This is a genomic window from Pseudomonas sp. D8002 (genome assembly GCF_013385695.1).
Classification (GTDB): Bacteria; Pseudomonadota; Gammaproteobacteria; order Pseudomonadales; family Pseudomonadaceae; genus Aquipseudomonas.
The window spans coordinates 1-19,857 of sequence record NZ_JACAPM010000068.1; the positions used below are offsets into that span (position 1 = coordinate 1).

The 19,857-nt window shown below is 61.2% G+C and carries 21 protein-coding genes; 13 read left to right on the forward strand and 8 right to left on the reverse strand.

The features are described from left to right. Positions 1-410 precede the first annotated feature (410 nt). Both rhtA and HX807_RS30640 read left to right on the forward strand, forming a co-directional pair. A complete protein-coding gene (gene rhtA, locus HX807_RS30635) occupies positions 411-1,298 on the forward strand; it encodes a threonine/homoserine exporter RhtA (RefSeq protein ID WP_003210146.1) in 888 nt (295 codons plus the stop codon). 167 nt (positions 1,299-1,465) lie between these two features. Beyond that, positions 1,466-1,747 carry a hypothetical protein gene (locus tag HX807_RS30640; protein WP_003210144.1) on the forward strand — a complete coding sequence of 94 codons (282 nt, stop codon included), beginning with the start codon at positions 1,466-1,468 and terminating at the stop codon, positions 1,745-1,747. Positions 1,748-1,759: 12 nt separating this feature from the next. On the opposite strand, the gene HX807_RS30645 is transcribed toward HX807_RS30640, so the two are convergent. Beyond that, positions 1,760-2,320 carry a TetR/AcrR family transcriptional regulator gene (locus HX807_RS30645; protein WP_003210141.1) on the reverse strand — a complete coding sequence of 187 codons (561 nt, stop codon included), beginning with the start codon at positions 2,318-2,320 and terminating at the stop codon, positions 1,760-1,762. 89 nt (positions 2,321-2,409) lie between these two features. On the opposite strand from HX807_RS30645, the gene HX807_RS30650 reads away from it, so the two are divergent. Next, complete coding sequence (locus tag HX807_RS30650; RefSeq protein ID WP_003210139.1) at positions 2,410-3,141, forward strand: SDR family oxidoreductase; 732 nt, start codon at positions 2,410-2,412, stop codon at positions 3,139-3,141. 35 nt (positions 3,142-3,176) lie between these two features. After that, a complete protein-coding gene (locus tag HX807_RS30655; protein ID WP_177052104.1) occupies positions 3,177-3,767 on the forward strand; it encodes a 2-hydroxychromene-2-carboxylate isomerase in 591 nt (196 codons plus the stop codon). On the opposite strand, the gene HX807_RS30660 is transcribed toward HX807_RS30655, so the two are convergent. The 3 genes from HX807_RS30660 to HX807_RS30670 form a co-directional block, all read right to left on the reverse strand. Further along, positions 3,764-5,572 carry an aminopeptidase P family protein gene (locus tag HX807_RS30660; protein WP_087695275.1) on the reverse strand — a complete coding sequence of 603 codons (1,809 nt, stop codon included), beginning with the start codon at positions 5,570-5,572 and terminating at the stop codon, positions 3,764-3,766. The genes HX807_RS30655 and HX807_RS30660 overlap by 4 nt on opposite strands. A gap of 36 nt (positions 5,573-5,608) precedes the next feature. Next, entirely contained in the window at positions 5,609-6,769 is a 1,161-nt protein-coding gene (locus tag HX807_RS30665) for a cysteine desulfurase family protein (protein ID WP_177052106.1), read from the reverse strand. Between the two features lie 228 nt (positions 6,770-6,997). Then, positions 6,998-7,267: a hypothetical protein gene (locus tag HX807_RS30670; protein WP_003210133.1), complete on the reverse strand. Its 270-nt coding sequence runs from the start codon at positions 7,265-7,267 to the stop codon at positions 6,998-7,000. Between the two features lie 397 nt (positions 7,268-7,664). Between HX807_RS30670 and msuE the strand changes: the two genes are divergently transcribed. Genes msuE through HX807_RS30690 form a run of 4 tightly spaced genes read left to right on the forward strand, consistent with a single transcriptional unit; the run spans position 7,665 to position 11,733 of the window. After that, complete coding sequence (gene msuE, locus HX807_RS30675; RefSeq protein WP_003210131.1) at positions 7,665-8,228, forward strand: FMN reductase; 564 nt, start codon at positions 7,665-7,667, stop codon at positions 8,226-8,228. 9 nt (positions 8,229-8,237) lie between these two features. Continuing rightward, positions 8,238-9,383 (forward strand): FMNH2-dependent alkanesulfonate monooxygenase, encoded by a 1,146-nt coding sequence (ssuD, locus tag HX807_RS30680; protein ID WP_003210130.1) that lies wholly within the window; start codon positions 8,238-8,240, stop codon positions 9,381-9,383. A 47-nt stretch (positions 9,384-9,430) separates the two neighbouring features. Next, on the forward strand, positions 9,431-10,618 hold the full coding sequence (locus HX807_RS30685) for an acyl-CoA dehydrogenase family protein (RefSeq protein ID WP_003210129.1): 1,188 nt from the start codon (positions 9,431-9,433) through the stop codon (positions 10,616-10,618). Positions 10,619-10,629: 11 nt separating this feature from the next. Further along, on the forward strand, positions 10,630-11,733 hold the full coding sequence (locus HX807_RS30690) for a sigma-54-dependent Fis family transcriptional regulator (RefSeq protein ID WP_003210127.1): 1,104 nt from the start codon (positions 10,630-10,632) through the stop codon (positions 11,731-11,733). Here the strand turns inward: HX807_RS30690 and HX807_RS30695 are convergent. After that, complete coding sequence (locus HX807_RS30695) at positions 11,725-12,087, reverse strand: antibiotic biosynthesis monooxygenase (RefSeq protein ID WP_032898632.1); 363 nt, start codon at positions 12,085-12,087, stop codon at positions 11,725-11,727. The two genes, HX807_RS30690 and HX807_RS30695, sit on opposite strands and share 9 nt — an antisense overlap. 90 nt (positions 12,088-12,177) lie before the next feature. Here HX807_RS30695 and soxR point away from each other — a divergent pair, with 90 nt between their 5' ends. Beyond that, on the forward strand, positions 12,178-12,621 hold the full coding sequence (soxR, locus tag HX807_RS30700) for a redox-sensitive transcriptional activator SoxR (RefSeq protein WP_003210123.1): 444 nt from the start codon (positions 12,178-12,180) through the stop codon (positions 12,619-12,621). A gap of 146 nt (positions 12,622-12,767) precedes the next feature. On the opposite strand, the gene HX807_RS30705 is transcribed toward soxR, so the two are convergent. From HX807_RS30705 to HX807_RS30715, 3 genes are read right to left on the reverse strand one after another with little or no spacing between them, the layout of a single operon-like run. Beyond that, positions 12,768-13,538: a MetQ/NlpA family ABC transporter substrate-binding protein gene (locus HX807_RS30705; RefSeq protein ID WP_003210120.1), complete on the reverse strand. Its 771-nt coding sequence runs from the start codon at positions 13,536-13,538 to the stop codon at positions 12,768-12,770. A 29-nt stretch (positions 13,539-13,567) separates the two neighbouring features. Beyond that, positions 13,568-14,233: a methionine ABC transporter permease gene (locus tag HX807_RS30710; RefSeq protein ID WP_003210118.1), complete on the reverse strand. Its 666-nt coding sequence runs from the start codon at positions 14,231-14,233 to the stop codon at positions 13,568-13,570. Between the two features lie 3 nt (positions 14,234-14,236). Then, complete coding sequence (locus tag HX807_RS30715; protein ID WP_177052108.1) at positions 14,237-15,460, reverse strand: SfnB family sulfur acquisition oxidoreductase; 1,224 nt, start codon at positions 15,458-15,460, stop codon at positions 14,237-14,239. 235 nt (positions 15,461-15,695) lie between these two features. On the opposite strand from HX807_RS30715, the gene HX807_RS30720 reads away from it, so the two are divergent. From HX807_RS30720 to HX807_RS30735, 4 genes are all read left to right on the forward strand, one after another. After that, complete coding sequence (locus tag HX807_RS30720) at positions 15,696-16,157, forward strand: VOC family protein (RefSeq protein ID WP_003210114.1); 462 nt, start codon at positions 15,696-15,698, stop codon at positions 16,155-16,157. A gap of 238 nt (positions 16,158-16,395) precedes the next feature. Beyond that, positions 16,396-17,271 carry an alpha/beta fold hydrolase gene (locus HX807_RS30725; protein ID WP_134327057.1) on the forward strand — a complete coding sequence of 292 codons (876 nt, stop codon included), beginning with the start codon at positions 16,396-16,398 and terminating at the stop codon, positions 17,269-17,271. Positions 17,272-17,369: 98 nt separating this feature from the next. Beyond that, positions 17,370-18,674 (forward strand): C4-dicarboxylate transporter DctA, encoded by a 1,305-nt coding sequence (dctA, locus tag HX807_RS30730; protein ID WP_134327058.1) that lies wholly within the window; start codon positions 17,370-17,372, stop codon positions 18,672-18,674. A gap of 192 nt (positions 18,675-18,866) precedes the next feature. Beyond that, complete coding sequence (locus HX807_RS30735; protein WP_173883068.1) at positions 18,867-19,781, forward strand: LysR substrate-binding domain-containing protein; 915 nt, start codon at positions 18,867-18,869, stop codon at positions 19,779-19,781. Positions 19,782-19,857: the final 76 nt, after the last annotated feature.

Consider the following 19,857-nt stretch of genomic DNA (forward strand, 5'->3'; position numbering starts at 1 on the left):
CTCGTTAGCGGGAGGCGAATTCTACAGCGTTACACGCTGCTGTCAACACCTCTTTTTCTCCGCTTTCGACCGAGAAGATCGAACCGTTAATAGGGCCAAACAACACTGCCTTACTAACTCCTTCTGGGCTTCGATGATCTGAAGCAACCCGCTGTCGAAACCTACATAACTCATTGTTTACCAAGGAGTTTTCCGTTTCGACTGCGCCGGAAGTGGGGCGAATTATAGACTTCCAGAATCTGCCGTCAACCCTTAATTCAGCTTTTCTATCAATCCATCCCGACAATCACGGAATTCGTCTATATAGGAAGGAACCGTTAACTAATTGAGCAATATATTGCCCAACGCTCAACAGTTAAGCATCATAGCCACTCGGTTTCTTTCAATACGACCTCGGACGAATACCCTCAATGACCACTTCCCCGCGTAGCCTGGCTTCGACACTGTTTCCGGTCGGCCTGCTACTCATTGCCATGGCCTCTATTCAATCAGGCGCCTCACTCGCCAAAAGCATGTTCCCCATCGTGGGCGCCCAGGGCACCACCACCCTGCGCCTGATTTTCGCCAGTGTGATCATGCTGCTCCTTTTACGCCCATGGCGCGCCAAGCTGACAGCCAAGTCGTTGCAGACGGTGATCGTCTACGGGATGGCGCTGGGGGGAATGAACTTCCTCTTCTATATGTCGCTGCGCACCGTTCCGCTGGGAATTGCAGTAGCCCTCGAATTCACCGGCCCACTGGCAGTCGCCATCTACGCTTCGCGACGCGCCGTAGACTTTCTCTGGATAGCCTTGGCGATTGTCGGACTTCTGCTATTGATCCCAGTGGGCGAAGCCAGCAGCGGCATTGACCTCACAGGCGCCGCCTATGCACTCGGCGCAGGTGCGTGCTGGGCACTCTACATTCTGTTTGGCCAAAAGGCCGGCGCCGACAATGGCGTTCAGACTGCGGCCCTCGGCGTAATGATTGCAGCGTTGTTTGTTGCACCGATAGGTATCGTCCACGCGGGCGCCGCACTCCTCACACCCTCGCTGATCCCGATCGCCATTGGTGTCGCGGTTTTATCCACCGCCCTGCCCTACACCCTGGAGATGGTCGCCCTGACTCGCCTGCCAGCCCGCACGTTCGGAACCCTGATGAGTATCGAACCCGCGTTCGGCGCCCTGTCCGGGCTGTTTTTCCTTCAAGAGCACTTGTCCCTGGCGCAATGGCTGGCCATCACCTGCATTATCCTGGCCTCGGTGGGTGCAACCCTGACCATGCGTAACGAATCAAAACCACTCGTTCCAGCCGATTGATTCAGGATTTGACGTAGCTATGGCATTTGCCGCTCAATTAGGCCATGTTTAGGTCGTAACCCAGTGTCATTCATGGAGATTTTCGATAAGGACATCATGAACGCTACACTCGAGAGCGAGCAAAGCCAGCTTCGTGCACTTAAGCGAGGCGGCTATTAAGGATAGTAATGAAGCGAATTTTGATGCTGTTCATGATTGTGGCAATCGCAGGTTGTGCCGCGACCACCAAGACCGAAGTAAAACGGGGAAAGAAGGGCCTGCATATCAACTGCTCAGGCCTGTCCTCTTCCTGGGACCAGTGCTACGCCAGTGCAGCTAATTCGTGTGGCGCCAAAGGCTATAAAGTCATCGCCAAGTCGGGGGACAACGCCGAAGACCCAGGCGACTACCCGTTCGGTCTTAACCCCGCCGGCTACACAAGCCGAAGCATGATTGTCATCTGCAAGTAACTGTCGATGACCTCACAGCCTCGACAGCTGCTGGCTGAGCACCTCGTAGTTCGATGACAGGACCTGTGCCTGCACCTGCGGGTCGACCATCATCCGCGCCACCACCAGGGCGCCGATGCATTGCGACAGAATCGACCACGCCAGGGCCTCGCTGCCCAGTGTTGCTGCCCACCCCACCTGCAATCGGCAAATCCAGTCCTGCGCCTGTTGACGAACGGCCACATCAGATCGCGCAATCTCCGCCCCCAGGCTCGGCAACGCACATCCGGCTTCGGATTGCTCCACATGGGCCATGCTCAGGTAGAACTTCAAACAGCGATCCAGCCGCTCACGGCTTTGCACCCCGTCGCCATTCAATCGCTCAAGGCTGTGGCTCAATTCACGCTCGACAATCGAACTGAACAATTCATCCTTCGAAGCGAAGTGGCTATAAAACGCACCGCCACTCAAGCCAATGGCCTTCATCAAGCCATCCACTCCGACACTGGCAAAACCCTCTTTCTTCGCCAGTGCCGCACTGCTGTCCAGAAGCTTTTCCCTGGTTTGCTGCTTGTGACTAGCCGAATATCGCATCGCTTCCTCCACTGTGCTGTCAGCTTGACGCCTGCTGGATCGTAGCATAACGTTCGTTTGGCAAACGATCGTTTACTAAAGGATCTCCCATGACGAACAACAAGAAAATCGTACTGGTAGTGGGTGCCGGCGATGCCACAGGTGGTGCCATCGCCAAGCGTTTCGCCCGTGAGGGTTACGTCGCCTGCGTCACCCGGCGCAGCGCCGATAAACTGCAACCCTTGGTGGATAGCATCCACGCAGCAGGTGGCGAGGCGCATGGCTTTGCCTGCGATGCCCGCAAGGAAGAAGACGTTATCGCGCTGATCGAGCGGATTGAAACCGAGCTGGGCCCCATCGAAGCCTTCGTGTTCAACATCGGCGCCAATGTGCCGTGCAGCATCCTGGAAGAAACCGCCCGCAAGTACTTCAAGATTTGGGAGATGGCCTGTTTCTCAGGCTTCCTCAACGCGCGGGAAGTGGCCAAGCGCATGGTCACCCGTAACCGCGGCACCATCCTGTTTACCGGTGCCACGGCCGGGTTGCGTGGCGCCGCCGGCTTTGCCGCGTTCGCTGGAGCCAAACACGGGATCCGTGCACTGGCGCAAAGCATGGCTCGCGAACTGGGCCCACGGAATATCCACGTCGCCCACGTCGTCGTGGATGGCGCCATCGACACCGACTTCATCCGCGACAACTTCCCGCAAAAATACGCCCTCAAGGATCAGGACGGCATTCTCAATCCGGACCACATCGCCGATAACTATTGGTACCTGCACAGCCAGCCCCGGGACGCTTGGACCTTCGAGCTGGACCTGCGCCCCTGGAATGAACCCTGGTAAGCGCGCCCCATAACAATAAACTGCGAGTATCCAGCATGAGTAAAACAGTAGAATTTTTCTTCGACGTCGGCAGCCCTGCCACCTATCTGGCCTATACCCAACTTCCAGGCCTGTGCGCTGCAACCGGCACCCAGCTGATTTACAAGCCAATGCTGCTGGGCGGGGTGTTCAAGGCCACCGGCAATGCGTCACCGGCCACCGTTCCCGCCAAAGGTCGCTACATGTTCCAGGACCTGGCACGCTACGCCCAGCGCTACCACGTTCCGCTCAAGTTCAATCCGCACTTTCCCATCAACACATTAATGCTGATGCGTGCGGTCACCGGCGTCCAAATGCGCCAGCCCGAACGCTTTCTCGACTTCATCGACTGCCTGTTCCACGCACTCTGGGTCGAGGGCCGACACTTGGGAGACCTGTCTGTGGTAGCCGCAGTGCTGACCGAACACGGCTTTGATCCTGAAGCAGTCCTGGCGCTGACCAACGATGACGAAGTCAAGACAACCCTCAAGGACAACACCGAACACGCGATTCAGCGTGGCGTATTCGGTGCCCCCAGTATGTTCGTCGGCGACCAGTTGTTCTTTGGCCAGGATCGCCTGGACTTTGTGCGCGAAGCGCTGGGCTAGATCGCAGCCGTGCGCACCTGCAACCACTCCAGCGCTGCACCGCTGAGCAGCGGGCTCAGGCGCTCACGGACGTGTGCGTGGTAATCGTTGAACCACTGGCGCTCCTCCACCGTCAGCAATAACGGCTCCAGGCAACGGGTGTCGATCGGACACAGTGTCAGTGTCTCGAACTTGAGGAACTCGCCAAACTCGGTCTTGCCCGCTTCACGGTTTAACACCAGGTTCTCGATGCGCACACCCCAGCGGCCCGGCCGGTAAGTGCCGGGCTCGATGGACGTAATCATGCCGGCCTGCATCGCGGTTTGCGGTGCGGCGACGGCTTGATAGGCGATCACCTGCGGGCCTTCATGCACATTGAGGAAATAGCCGACGCCATGACCGGTACCGTGGCCGTAGTCCACGCCCTCGGCCCAGATCGGCGCACGGGCGATGGAATCCAGCAGCGGCGAAAGAATGCCCTTGGGGAAATGCGCGCGGGACAAGGCAATCACACCTTTGAGCACCCGCGTGCAGTCGCGCTTCTGCTCTTCGCTTGGCGTCCCGATAGGCACCATCCGCGTGATATCGGTCGTGCCGCCCAGGTATTGGCCACCCGAGTCGATCAGCAGCAAGCCATCGCCCTCGATCAGCGCGTGTTCTTCTTCAGTCGCGTGATAGTGCGGCATCGCGCCATTGGCGTTGAATGCGGCAATCGTATTGAAGCTCAGCGACACATAACCCGGACGACGGGTACGCGCTGCCGTCAGGTGCTCATCAATGGTCAGTTCGGTGATGCGCTCACGGCCCAACGCGCTGTCGAGCCAGGCGAAGAATTCACACAGGGCCGCGCCATCCTGCTCCATGGCCTGGCGAATGTGCTCGGCGTCCGCCAGGCTCTTGCGCGATTTGGCCAAGGTGGTCGGGTTAAGCCCCTCGATCAGCGTGACGCCACTGCCCAGGTTTTCCAGCAAGCCGGCGGTCACCCGGGCCGGGTCGACCTGCACACTCGCGCCCGAAGGAATGTCCTTCAACGCCGCTGCGACTTCGCTGTAATCGCGCAGGGTCACGCCATCCTGTTCCAGCACCGCGCGAAGCTCGGCGTCGACTTTGCTCAGGGCCACAAACAGCGTCGCCTGCTGCTGGCCGATCAAGGCAAACGAGACAAACACCGGGTTGAACGAAACGTCGCCGCCCCGCAGGTTAAAGAGCCAGGCAATGTCATCCAGGGTCGCGATGAAATGCCAGTCGGCCCCCTTTTCCGTCAAGCTGGCACGCAGGGCTGCGAGCTTCTCGCCACGACTGACGGTGGCCTGGGGTGGCAGATGTTGATAGATCGGTTGGTTCGGCAAGGTTGGACGGTCTTGCCAGACTTCATTCAACAAGTCGATATCCGTGCGCAAGCGTGCACCACGTGCCTCCAGCTTGCTGCCCAGGGTGCGCGCCGAGGCCACGGCCATGACCGCACCATCAACGGCCACCACGCCGCCTTCCGGCGTCTGCTCCGCGAGCCATTCCAGCGGCCCGGGCTGGCCGGGTTGCAGCTTGACCAACTCGATGCCGCTGCCCTTGAGTTCCTTGGTCGCCTGTTCCCAATAGCGGCTGTCAGCCCATACACCGGCAAAATCCGCAGTAACAATCAGCGTGCCCACCGACCCATGGAAACCCGACAACCACTGGCGCCCCTGCCAGTAACCCGGCAGGTATTCGGACAAGTGCGGGTCCGCCGACGGCACCAACAGGGCATGAATGCCCTCGCGGCTCATCAGTTCGCGGGTGTGCGCCAGGCGCTGGGGAACCGTTCCATGGGTCAAAGGCTGTGTGCTCATCGTGTCTCCTGCTAACCACTAATAATTGTTATGGGGTCAAACGGCCCAGAACGCCGGTGCGCTGGCCAGTGCCGCCTTGATCAGCTGTACCGCCTGATCGATATCCTGCTCGGTGGTAAACCGCCCGAGGCTCAAGCGAATGGTGCGACCTGCGCTGCGGGCATCATGGCCCAGCGCCAGAAGCACATGGGACGGTGCATTGCTCGCCGAATTGCAGGCCGAAGTGGCCGAGAAGGCAATGCCCGCGCTCAAGGCGGCGGAATTGAACTCGCCTTCGCTGAACGTCAGGCTCAGGGTGTGGGGAATGCGTTGGGTAAGGCTGCCATTGAGGCGCACCCCGGCAATTGTATTCAGCTGTTCCAGCAGGCGCTCGCGCAAGGCAACGATGGTCGCCTTTTCTTCAGCAAAGGACGCTGCCGCCAGGGCAAACGCGGTGCCCATGCCGGCAATCTGGTGAGTTGCCAGGGTGCCCGAACGCAAACCACCTTCATGGCCACCGCCGTGAATCTGCGCCAGCACTTTCTGCTGCGCACGTGGGCCGACGTACAACGCGCCGATACCCTTGGGACCATAGAGTTTGTGTGCGGAAAATGACATGAGGTCCACTGGCCATTCGGCCAGGTCAATCTCGACCTTGCCTGCGCCCTGCGCCGCATCCACGTGAAACAGCGCGCCATGCTCGCGCACGCGTGCGCCAATCGCCCGGATATCGTTAAGAGTGCCCAGCTCGTTGTTCACCAGCATCAGCGACACCAGGAAGGTGTCCTCACGCAATGCTTCGCTCACCGCCTCGACACTGATCAAACCCTCGGAGTCCGGCACCAGGTACGTCACGGCAACCCCGGCTTCCTGCAACTGGCGAGCGGTGTCGAGCGTGGCCTTGTGTTCAATCTGGCTGGTGATGATGTGCCCGCCGGCCACGCCGCGCGCCTGGGCAACGCCCTTGATGGCGAGGTTGTTGGACTCGGTGGCACCGGAGGTCCAGACAATCTGTGCCGGCTCGGCGCCGACCAACTCAGCCACCTGGCCCCGTGCCTGCTCAACCGTTTGCCGGGCCTGTTGGCCGAACGCGTGGGAACTGGACGCAGGGTTGCCGAAGTTGGCATTGAAGCCCAGACACTCAACCATCACCTGGATGACCCGCTCATCCACCGGCGTGGTGGCGGCGTAGTCGAAATACAGCGGACGTTTATTCATGACGTTAAAGACTCGCAGAGCAGGTTCCCGAGAACAACGTCTCAGGGGCCGCAATCAGGAAGGAAGATGGTTTACCTGATCCCGTGCCGTTAAAGGAAGACCACTTTATTTAAAAGTGCGTAGGAACGCTCCTGAAATTCAGCTTAACAGGCTCCGGGAAACGGATGGCAAACAAAAAGCCCGAGGTTCCTGTGGGAAACCTCGGGCTTTTCAGACCTCGCCACTGACTCAACTGGGGCGACCGTGCAGCGTCATGCTGCGCTCGGCATTCATCTCACCCTGACGGTCGAAACCGAAGGTGTTCTGTGGCCGGCCGGTCAGTTCGGCTTTCTTCTGTTGGTATTCATCAAATGACAGGCCTCGACGGCTCAGGGCTTCAAGCGCCAGTTCCTTGCTCTCCTCGGCCGAGTAGCCACGCAGTTCGGGCGACGAATGTGTCGCACAACCGGCAAGGACTGAGGTGACAAGCAATACGGAAATGGCGAGAAAACGGTTCATGGCGAAGGTCCTGCGAAACGGGCTGAAGTCAATGAGTACAGGCTACTCCCGCACCTGCACGGTGAAAAATCATCAGCCGTGATAGTCGCTATCAACCTTTGCGACACTTCTGATAGTCGCGCCTTATATTCCATGTAGATCTATAAATATGGAAATACGTTCATTTACGGAATAAACACAACCCTCTATAAATGGCCTCAACACTCACGCCACTGTTCGCCTGGCAACTGTTGCCCAGGCAACAGTCATTCAACAAAACACCAGGCAGACAACACCACCATTTTCCAACACCTGGCACAGAGGCCACGCCAGTCAAGGGCTGCACAGCTTGGTACAGCTCTTGCTCAAGCCCTGCTACTGCTCTTGCCCTGAGCCACTGTTGAAAAAGGAACTGTTGATGACCCGTCCACTGAATGTCGTTGCCCTCTCCGGCGGAACCTGGCGTCCGTCCCGCACCCTGGTGTTGACCCAGGCGGTGCTGGCCGAACTGGCCGACCAATTGCCGATCCAGGCCACCCTGATCGAACTGGGCGACATTGCCCGGCCGCTGGGCGGCGCACTGTCCCGCCAGGAATTGCCCGCCGACGTCGAAGCGCAACTGCAGGCCATCGAACAGGCCGACCTGCTGATCGTTGCCGCCCCGGTGTATCGCGGCTCCTACCCCGGCCTGCTCAAGCACCTGTTCGACCTGGTCGACCTCAACGCCCTGATCAACACCCCGGTGTTGCTGGCGGCCACCGGCGGCAGCGAACGCCACGCCCTGGTACTCGATCACCAGTTGCGCCCGCTGTTCAGTTTCTTCCAGGCCCTGACCTTGCCCATTGGCGTGTACGCCACCGAGGCCGACTTCACCGATTACCACATAACCAGTGAGCCCTTGAAGGCCCGCATTCGCCTTGCTGCAGAACGCGCCGCGCCGTTGTTTGCCGCGCATCCCACCTCTCTGCTGAAAATCGCTTAAGGATTTGTCATGGATGTTTTCTGGTTTCTGCCTACACACGGTGACGGCCACTACCTGGGCACCACCCAGGGCGCTCGCCCGGTCACCCTCAACTATTTGAAACAAGTCGCCCAGGCCGCCGACAACCTCGGCTACCACGGCGTGCTGATTCCCACCGGCCGCTCCTGCGAAGACTCCTGGGTGATTGCCTCGGCGCTGGTGCCGTTGACCGAACGCCTGCGTTACCTGGTGGCGATTCGTCCGGGGATCATCTCGCCAACCGTCTCGGCCCGCATGGCCGCCACCCTCGACCGGCTGTCCAATGGCCGCCTGTTGATCAACGTGGTGACCGGCGGCGACCCCGACGAAAACCGCGGCGACGGCAGCTTCCTCGATCACAGCGAACGCTACGAAGTGACCGACGAATTCCTCAAGATCTGGCGCCGCGTGCTGCAAGGCGAATCGGTGGATTTCGAAGGCAAACACCTGCGCGTGCAGAACGCCAAGGCACTTTACCCACCGGTGCAGAAGCCATATCCACCGCTGTACTTCGGCGGTTCCTCGGACGCTGCCCACGACCTCGCCGCCGAACAAGTCGACGTGTACCTGACCTGGGGCGAACCACCGGCCGCCGTCGCCGAGAAACTCGCCGACGTGCGTGAGCGCGCCGCCCGCCACGGGCGCACCGTCAAATTCGGGATTCGCCTGCATGTGATCGTGCGCGAAACCGAAGAAGACGCCTGGAAAGCCGCGGCCAAACTGATCGAGCACATCAGCGACGAGACCATCGCCGCCGCGCAAAAATCCTTCTCGCGCTTTGACTCCGAAGGCCAGCGGCGCATGGCCGCCCTGCACGACGGGCGCCGCGACAACCTTGAGATCGCCCCCAACCTGTGGGCCGGCGTCGGCCTGGTACGTGGCGGCGCGGGCACGGCCCTGGTGGGCAACCCTCAGCAAGTCGCCGAGCGCATCAAGGAATACGCGGACCTGGGCATCGAAAGCTTCATCTTCTCCGGCTACCCGCACCTGGAAGAGGCGTATCGCTTTGCCGAACTGGTGTTCCCGCTGCTGCCGGAACCCTACGCCAGCCTGGCCGGGCGCGGCGTCACCAACCTCACCGGGCCGTTCGGCGAAATGATTGCCAACGACGTCCTGCCGGCAAAAGCCAAGGCCTGACCTGCCGTCTGCCGGGGCACGCCCCGGCACACCATGAGGAATACCGCGTGACAGCCAAACCCAACAGCGTCCTGCCCTCACCCTTGCAGACCGCCAAACTGCTGGCCGCCGAATTTGCCCTCACTGCCGTCGAACGCGACGAGCGCGGCGGCACACCGAAGACCGAACGTGACGCCCTGCGCCAAAGCGGCTTGCTGGCCCTGAGCATTCCCACCCAGTACGGCGGCCTCGGCGCCCGCTGGAGCGAAACCCTGGAGATCGTGCGCGAATTCGCCAAGGTCGACAGCTCCATCGCCCACGTCTTCGGTTTTCATCACCTGATGCTCGCCACCGTTCGCCTGTTCTCACGCCCGGAGCAATGGCAACCCTGGTTCGAACAAACCGCGCGCAAGAACTGGTTCTGGGGCAACGCCCTCAACCCGCTGGACACGCGCACGGTGGTCAAAGCCTACAACGGCTGGCGCGAATTCTCCGGCAAGAAGAGCTTTTGCTCCGGAGCCAGCGACTCGGAAATGCTGATCGCCTCGGCGGTGGATGAAAGCGCCGGCGGCAAGCTGCTGATCGCGGCCATCCCCAGCGGGCGCAGTGGCATCACCCTGCACAATGACTGGAACAACATCGGCCAGCGCCAGACCGACAGCGGCAGCGCCAGCTTCGAACGGGTACGCGTGGAAGAGTCGGAATTGCTCCTCGATCCCGGCCCGCTGAGTACGCCCTTCGCCTGCCTGCGCCCGCTGATCGCTCAACTGACCTTCACCCACATGTTCCTCGGCATCGCCGAAGGCGCGTTTGCCGAAGCCCGGAATTACACCCTGACCGAAACCCGGCCCTGGCATAAATCCACGGTGCAGGACATTCGCCAGGACCCGTACGTGCTCAACCACTACGGCGAATTCTGGGTCGCGCTGGAAGGCGTGCGCCTGCTGGTAGAACGCGCCGCCGAACTGCTGGACCAGGCCTGGGCCAAGGGCCCGAGCCTCAGTGAAAGCGAGCGCGGCGAGCTGGCCATCGCCATCGCCACGGCCAAGGTCGCTGCCACCCGCAACGGCCTGGAGCTGTGCAGCCGCCTGTTCGAAGTCACCGGCGCGCGCTCCACCCACGCCTCGCTGCGCCTGGACCGGCACTGGCGCAACCTGCGCACGCAAACCTTGCACGACCCGGTGGACTACAAGCTCCACGAACTGGGGGACTGGGCGTTGAACCAGTCCCTGCCGATTCCCACGTTCTACTCCTAGAAGAGGTGCCCATGCAGCTTTTAACCTTACCGCCCTCGCCCGCTCTTGCGACCTCGATCCGCGCCACGGCCCAGGTCTTCGAAGACCCCAAATCCCAGGCGCTGCTGGCGCACATCCAGCAAGTCGCGCCCAGCGAAGCCAGCGTGTTGATCATCGGCGAAACCGGCACCGGTAAAGAGCTGGTGGCGCGCCATATCCACAACCTCAGCGCCCGGCGCAACCGGCCCTTCGTGGCCGTGAACTGCGGCGCGTTTTCCGAATCCCTGGTGGAAGCCGAGCTGTTCGGCCATGAAAAAGGCGCCTTCACCGGCGCCCTCAGTGCCAAGGCCGGCTGGTTCGAAGAGGCGGACGGCGGCACCTTGTTCCTCGATGAAATCGGTGACTTGCCGATGGCGATCCAGGTCAAGCTGCTACGGGTACTGCAGGAACGCGAAGTGGTGCGCCTGGGCTCACGCAAAAGCATTCCCATCGACGTGCGGGTATTGGCGGCCACCAACGTTCAGTTGGAGAAAGCCATCAATGCCGGGCATTTCCGCGAAGACCTGTACTACCGCCTAGACGTGGTCAGCCTCGAACTCAGCCCCCTGCGGGATCGGCCCGGTGACATCCTGCCACTGACCCGGCATTTCATCGAAGCCTACAGCCAGCGCCTGGGTTACGGCCCGATCACCATCAGCCGCGAGGCCGAGCAAAAGCTCAAAAGCTACAGCTGGCCGGGCAACATCCGCGAGCTGGAAAACGTGATCCACCACACCCTGCTGATCTGCCGCAACGGGGTGATCGAGCGCGACGACCTGCGCCTGTCGAACATGCGCATCGAGCGTCAGGACGACAGCCAGCACGGCACCGACAACAGCGCCGAAGCCCTGCTGGAACGCGCCTTTCAAAAGCTCTTCGAGGAACAGGCCGGGGCCCTGCATGAAAAGGTCGAGGATGCGCTGCTGCGCGCCGCCTACCGCTTCAGCCATTACAACCAGGTGCACACCGCCAACCTGCTGGGCCTGAGCCGCAACGTGACCCGTACCCGTTTGATCAAGATCGGCGAGCTGGCGGTGAACAAGCGACGCCCCGGCGAAAACGTACAGGGCGAGCGCATGCTGCACCTGTCAATTTAGGCGGCAGTGCAGAGCGTTGTCATGGCTGCGCTCGATGCTGCGCAGCACCTGGAACGAACCGAAGGTCACCGCCGTGGCCTGGTGGGCGCGGATCAGCGTCCAGAAATCTTCCTCACCGTGCTCAAAACACTTGAAGGCCGCTTCCCCCTCCTCGCGGGAGCGCCATTGCAGGTAGCTGAGCACCCGGCGTCCATCATCGCTGACCTGCACGCTGGCATTGATGAAGCCGCCATGGCCCTGGGCCAGGCGCTCGCTCTGGGATGACAGGGCCGCTACCAACGCGGATTGCTGCTGAGGCTCGATGTGGAATTCGACCATCTGGGTAAAACTCAGACTCTTCTCTAATACCTGCATGAACATTCCCCTCTCACTGTAGGCACAATCTTGCGATTCGATGCCACGCAGGGTAAAACCTCTAGTTAAGTCAAGGTCAAGGGCTTTTTCATGGTCACCAAAGAACTCACCGTCGGCCAATTGGCAGCCCGCAGTGGCGTGGCGGTTACCGCGCTGCACTTTTATGAAACCAAGGGGTTGATCAAGAGCCACCGCAACGCCGGCAACCAGCGGCGCTATCCGCGGGATGTGTTGCGCCGGGTGGTGGTGATCAAGATTGCCCAGCGTTTGGGCATTCCCCTGGCGACGATCCATGACGCGCTGCAAACCTTGCCCGATGGCCGCACGCCCAACGCTGCCGATTGGGAGCGCCTGTCTGCGCTATGGCGTGAGGACCTGGACCAGCGCATCGAAAAACTGATGTTGCTGCGGGATAAACTCAACGGCTGTATTGGCTGCGGGTGCCTGTCGCTGGAGGCGTGCCCGTTGCGCAATCACGACGACGTACTGGGTGATCGCGGGCCTGGGGCACAACTCTTGGAGCCGTCCACATAATGGCGGGGTAAAACTCGATCAATGTGGGAGCGGGCTTGCTCGCGAAAGCGGGGTGTCAGTCGCCAGATGCAGTGGCTGATCCACCGCCTTCGCGAGCAAGCCCGCTCCCACACAAGCCCGCTCCCACATTTTGATCGCCGTCAGACTTAGAATCCCGGGGCAATCTGGCCTTTATAGCGGGTCAGGATGAACTGGCGCACTTCATCGGAGTTCAACGCCTTGGCCAGTTTCTGGATGCCAGGGTCATTGATGTTGTCCGGGCGCGCGACCAGGTACTCCACATACAGGCTCTTGCCCTTCTCGACGATCAACGCGCTGTTGGTGTCGATCCCCGCTTCCAGGGCGTAGTTGGCAAACACGAACGCCAGGTCCACCTGGCTCACCGAGCGGGCCAGCAACGCACCTTCCAGTTCACGAATTTTCAGGTGCTTGGGGTTTTCAACGATATCCCGCGGCGTGGCCAGGGTGTTGCTCGGATCCTTGAGCTTGATCAGGCCGGCTTCGTCCAGCAGCACCAAGGCGCGGCCAGTGTTGACCGGGTCGTTGGGGATCGACACTGTCGCGCCGTCTTTCAACTCCGAGATATTTTTGATCTTGGTCGAGTACGCACCGAAAGGCTCGATGTGCACACCGACCACCGGCACCAGGTTGGTATTCCGGGTCTTGTTGTAGTCATCCAGGAATGGCCGGTACTGGTAGTAGTTGGCGTCGATGTTCTTCAGCGCCAGTTGCTGGTTGGGCTGGATGAAATCGGTGAAGACCTTGATTTGCAGGTCCACGCCTTCCTTGGCCAGCACCGGCTTTACGAACTCGAGGATCTCGGCGTGAGGCACGGGCGTGGCGCCGACGACCAGCGTCTCGTTGGCAAAGGCATTGAAGGACAAGACAGCGGCCAAGATGGCCAGGGATTTTTTCATGGTTGCTCCGAAGGCATTAGTTATAGGAATCAACGGCGGCTGTAACGCGCCACCAAACGGTCACCGGTCATCTGCAGGGCCTGCACCAGCACCAACAGCAGCAACACGGTGACCACCATCACGTCGGTCTGGAAACGCTGATAGCCGTAGCGGATAGCCAGGTCGCCCAGGCCACCGCCACCGATCACCCCGGCCATGGCGGTGTAGTCCACCAGCACAATCGCGGTGACAGTGACCGCTGCCAGCAGCCCGCCCCGGGCTTCCGGCAACAGCGTGTGGCGGATCACCTGCCAGGTGCTGGCGCCCATGGATTGAGTGGCCTCCACCACGCCACGGTCGACTTCGCGCAAGGCGGTTTCCACCAGCCGCGCAAAGAACGGCGTACAGCCCACCACCAACGGCGGAATCGTGCCGGCCACGCCCAGGGAGGTGCCCACCAGCAAGGTGGTCACCGGGATCAGCACAATCAGCAGGATGATGAACGGCAGCGAGCGCAGCACGTTGACCACCACCGACAGCGCCCGATACACCACCAGGGTTTCGTGCAACTGGCGCTTGCCGGTGAGGAACAACAGCACCCCCAGCGGCAACCCCAGCAGCACGGTAAAACCCAGGGCCGCGCTGAGCATGCTCAGGGTTTCCAGGCAGGCTTGGCCGATGTCGGCCCAATAGATGTTTTTAAACAGCTCGGCCATGGGTCAAGACCAATCGTGACGCGGTGGCTTGGCGCCGTTGAGCAGCCAGTTGCCCACCACGTGATACTTCCAGCGCACCGGGTCATGCAGGGTATGCACCCGTGCATTGCGCCAGTGACGGTCGAAGTTGTGCTTCTTCAGGGTGGAGCGGGTGCCGCCGAGTTCGAAGAGCTTGTTGCTGGCTTCAATGGCAATTTCAGTGGTCAGTACCTTGGCTCGCGCGACAGCCAGGGAGGCGTGGGCAACGTTGTCTTCATCGGGTGCCGGGCGCGCGGCGTCCAGGGCCTTGCCGGCCCGCTCCAGCAAGGCTTCCGCCGCTTCCAGGCGAATATCCAGCGCGCCGACCTGGATGATAGTCAGCGGGTCTTCACTGGCTTTTTCCACCCCGGCATCGATCCATGGACGGGCGAATTGCCGGACGAACTGCACCGTGTCACGCAACGCGGCACGGGCGATGCCGGCATCGATGGCGGCGGTGGTCAATTGAGCGAAAGGCCCGGCCAGGGTCGGCGAATCGTAGGAGCGATGGGTAGGAAACAGATTGAACGCCGGCACCTTCAAGCCTTCGGCCAGCACCGTGCCGCTGGAGGTGGTGCGTTGGCCCATGCTGTCCCAGTCGTCGACCACCACCAGGCCTGCGGTGCCGCGCGGCACGAACGCCAATTGCGCATTCTGCTGTTCATCCAGCGCCAGCACCGCCAGCCAGTGGGCATACAGCGAACCGGTGCAATAACCCTTGCGACCGTTGATCACATAGCCATCGCCTTGCCGGCGAATGGTCGCCTGGATGTCCTGGACGTTCTTGCCGCCGGTTTCCGACAGCGCATTGGCAAACCGATGCCCTTCCAGCGCCAGGCCAAAAAAGTACGCCTGCTGCTCGGGCGTGCCTTGCAGCCGGATATCTTCCAGCAGGCAGTAATGGTTCTGCGGGATTTGCCCCAGCGAAGGGTCAGCCGCCGAGATAATCGCAATCACCTGGGCCAACACTGCGTAGGACACCTGGGCACCACCAAACTCGCGGGGCACGCTGATGCCCCACAGGCCGCTGTTGGAATACAGGTCGACGACCTCCGCGGGCACCTGGCGGGTGCGATCGCGCTCGGCGTCCTGCTCCAGCAACACGGCAGCAACTCGGTGGGCAACCGCAAGTGCGTGGGCCTCGTCGCGGATCAACTCGGCGTGGGGCGTGTGAATCGGGTAATCGGCAGATACAGGCAGTACAGACATACAACGCTCTCGGGCGAATGGTTTGCCAGAGGCATTGCAGCTTCTGTGCCTGAGGCGCCTGGCCTTCAAACACAAGGGTTTGCTCCCGATATACGCGCGGCAGACCGCCCTTGGCGCAGCAAACTGCCGGTTTGCTGTTGCCTGGGCAACACCTCGTCGGCTGCCCGCAAGCCACGGCGCACGTGGCCTATAGTGAAAAAGCCGTCCCTCCACTACCACCATCAAGGAGAACGATATGAGCGTCAAACCCATTCCCGAGGGCTACCACAGCATCACGCCGTACCTGGGCATCGACAAAGCCGCTGAAGCCATCGAATTCTACAAACGAGCCTTTGGTGCCACCGAAGTCATGCGCCTGGACATGCCCGACGGCAAGATCGGCCATGCCGAACTGCGCATTGGCGATTCGGCGATCATGATGGCCTCGCCCTGTGGCGAAATGTCGTTCGGCAGCCCGGGAAAAGAACACCCCAGCGTTTGCCTGCATCTCTATGTGCAAGATGTCGACCAACAGTTCGCCCAGGCCATCAAGGCCGGCGGCACGGCGATTTCAGAACCCAAGGATCAGTTTTACGGTGACCGTTCCGGGACGCTGAAAGACCCCTTCGGGCATGTGTGGTTCCTGGCCACGCGCAAGGAGGACTTGACCGAGGCGCAAGTTCGCCAGCGGGCCGAGGCGTTGTTCAAGCAAGGATGAAGTCACCTGGGCGACACAACCCAACGGTAGGAACTGGCTTGCCTGGGATGGCATCACCTCGGTGCGACTGATACACCGAGTTGCCTGCATCGCAGGCAAGCCAGCTCCCACCGTTGACCTGCACTGCCTGAAAGATCGGGCTTCAACACACTTCATGAACAACCCCTCCACGCTTTCCCCCTTGCCCCGGGCGCCGTGTGATTTCAGGATGCAAGCAATCATCACAAGGAGTCATTCCATGTTCGCCGGATTCCAAAAAGACCAGCGCCACGTCAACGGTGTGGACATCAGCTACCGCAAAGGCGGCGCGGGTCCCGGCCTGCTCCTGCTGCACGGGCACCCGCAGACCCACGTCATCTGGCACAAGGTCGCCGAGCAACTGGCCGAACACTTCACCGTGGTCGCCGCCGACCTGCGCGGTTATGGCGACAGCAGCAAGCCCGCCGCCATTGACCATCACACCAATTATTCAAAACGTGAAATGGCCCGCGACGGCGTCGAGCTGATGAGAGCCCTGGGCTTCGACGAGTTCTCGGTGCTGGCCCACGACCGTGGCGCCCGCGTCGCCCATCGCCTGGCCCTGGACCACCCCAAGGCCGTGCAGCGCATGGTGCTGCTGGACATCGCACCAACCCTGTCCATGTACGCCCAGACCGACGAAGCCTTTGCCCGCGCCTACTGGCACTGGTTCTTCCTGATCCGCCCGGCGCCGTTGCCCGAGAGCCTGATTGAAGGCAACCCGGAACTCTACCTGCGCAGCGTCATGGGCAGCCGCAGTGCCGGGCTCAAGCCGTTCACCGATGAAGCCTTCGCCGAATACCTGCGTTGCCTGAAACTGCCGGGCACCGCCACCGGGATCTGCGAGGACTATCGCGCCGCCGCCGGCATCGACCTTGAGCACGACCGCGCCGATATCGACAAGGGCAACCACCTGGAGTTGCCGCTGCTGGTGATGTGGGGCGCCGAAGGCACCGTCGGGCGCTGCTTCGAACCCCTCAAGGAATGGCAGAAAGTCGCGACCGACGTACGTGGCAAGGCCCTGCCGGCCGGCCACTACATCGCAGAAGAAATCCCTGAAGTGCTGCTCGGCGAAGTCCTGACCTTCCTTCGCTGAGCCTTTATGAACCGCTGACCTGACCGATCCCGCCCCGCAGGCTTGAAACAGCCTGCGACGGGATCTGCTTGCCCAAAAAACGTCTCGAGATAATAAAAATGACAGTCAGAAAACTGCTGGGAACCCTGTATGTGCAGGTGATCATCGCCATTGTGCTGGGCGTGTTGATCGGCAACCACTGGCCTCAGGTGGGCATCGACCTCAAGCCGTTGGGCGACGGGTTTATCAAGCTGATCAAGATGATCATCGGCCCGATCATCTTCTGCACCGTGGTCTCCGGCATCACCAGCATGCACGACGTGAAGCAGGTGGGCCGCGTCGGCGGCAAGGCGCTGCTGTACTTTGAGATCGTCTCCAGCATCGCCCTGGTAATCGGCATCCTCGCCGCGCACCTGCTGCACCCTGGCGTGGGTTTCAATATCGACGTGAAGACCCTCGATACCTCCGCCATCGCCGGTTTTGTCGGCCAGGCCGAACACGGCGAAGGCGTCACCGGGTTCCTGATGCATGTGATCCCCACTACCTTCTTCGACGCCTTCTCCAAAGGCGAAATCCTCCCGGTACTGTTTGTGTCGGTGCTGTTTGGCCTCGGGCTGGTGATGATCGGCGAGAAGGGCCGGCCCCTGGTTGGCGTGATCAACCAGGCCAGCGAAGTGTTCTTCCGCATCGTCGGGATGATCAGCCGCGTCGCGCCGATCGGGGCCTTCGGGGCCATCGCCTTCACCATCGGCAAATACGGCCTGGGCTCGCTGCTGCCGCTGTTGAAACTGGTGGGTACGTTCTACGTCACCGCGTTTTTCTTCGTCGCCGTGGTGCTGGGCAGCATCGCCCGGTATGTGGGGTTCAGCATCTTCAAGCTGCTGACCTACATCAAGGCTGAACTGTTGATCGTGCTGGGCACCAGCTCCTCCGAATCTGCGCTGCCGCAACTGATCCAGAAACTTGAAAGCCTTGGCGCGTCCAAAGGCGTGGTGGGGATCGTGGTGCCCACCGGCTACACCTTCAACCTGGACGGCACCAACATCTATATGACCCTGGCGGTGCTGTTCCTGGCCCAGGCGACCAATATCGACCTGACGCTGGAGCAACAACTGACCCTGCTGGCGGTGGCGATGCTTACCTCAAAAGGCGCCGGTGCGGTGGTGGGCGCAGGTTTTGTCGCGCTGGCCGCCAGCCTCGCGGTGGTGCCGACGGTGCCGGTGGCGGCGATGGTGCTGATCCTGGGTGTGGACCGGTTCATGGCTGAATGCCGCTCACTGACCAACATCATCGGCAATGCCGTGGCGGCGCTGGTGGTGGCGGCCTGGGAAGGTGAACTGGATCGCGAGAAAATGGCGCCCATCGCCCTCAAGCACGGCCGCCATGCACGGGCCGCCGCCCAGGCGAAGATCGCCGCCGAGTAACCCTTAAACACCAATCCCCTGTGGCGAGGGAGCTTGCTCCCGCTGGGCTGCGCAGCGGCCCCCAAGATCTTTGGGAGCGCTACGCACTCCAGCGGGAGCAAGCTCCCTTGCCACAGCAAGCTCCCTTGCCACAGAAACTCCTTCGCCATACCGGTGCTATTCTGGCGGTTCATGCCGCCATGCCTGTTTCTGATGAACAACAAGAAAGATACCGTGCCCCTACCTGAAGACCTGCGGGTATTCCTGACCGTGATCCGCAAGGCCGGCTTTGCTGCGGCTGCCGACGAGCTGGGTTTGTCCCCGGCCTACGTCAGCAAGCGTATCCAAATTCTCGAAACCACCCTCGCCACCCGCCTGCTGCACCGCACCAGCCGCCGTATCGCCCTGACCGAAGACGGTGAGCGCGTGCAGCGCTGGGCCGTGCGGATTCTCGAAGACTTCCAGCAGTTGTCCGACGAGCTTTCCGACGCCCACGACAGCCCGCGCGGCCACCTGCATTTGTGCAGCAGCTTCGGTTTCGGTCGTAACCATGTGGCACCGGCCTTGTCGCTATTGGCCGAACAATACCCGGACCTGGAGATTCGCCTGGACCTGTTCGACCGGGTGGTCGATATCGTCAGCGAGGGTTTCGACCTGGAGATTCGCGTGGGCGACGACATCCCCGGGCAACACATCGGTCGCCGGCTGGTGAGTAACCGGCGGGTGCTGTGTGCGGCGCCCGCCTACCTCGAACGGCGTGGTGTGCCGCAGCACTTGAGCGACCTGGAACAGCACGACTGCCTGGTGCTCAAGGAGCGCGACAACGCGTTTGGCATCTGGCACCTGGAGCGCGATGGCGTGCAGGACAGCGTGCGCGTGCGCGGGCCGTTGTCGTCGAATAACGGCGAGATCGTTTTGCAATGGGCCCTGGACGGGCGCGGCGTGTTGCTGCGTTCGATGTGGGATGTGAAGCCGCTGCTGGAGCAAGGGAAACTGGTGCAGGTGCTGCACGACTACACCCAGAGCGCCAACGTGTGGGCGGTGTACCCGACGCGGCTGGCCTACTCCGGGAAGTTGCGGGCGTGTGTGGAGTTTTTGCAGGAGCACTTCAAGGGGTTGTCGATTTAGCGTGCCGGGGTTGCGTACATATCCGTTGCTGCGGTAACGGCCGCTGACGGTTCTGCTCTTACAGCGGCCTACCGGC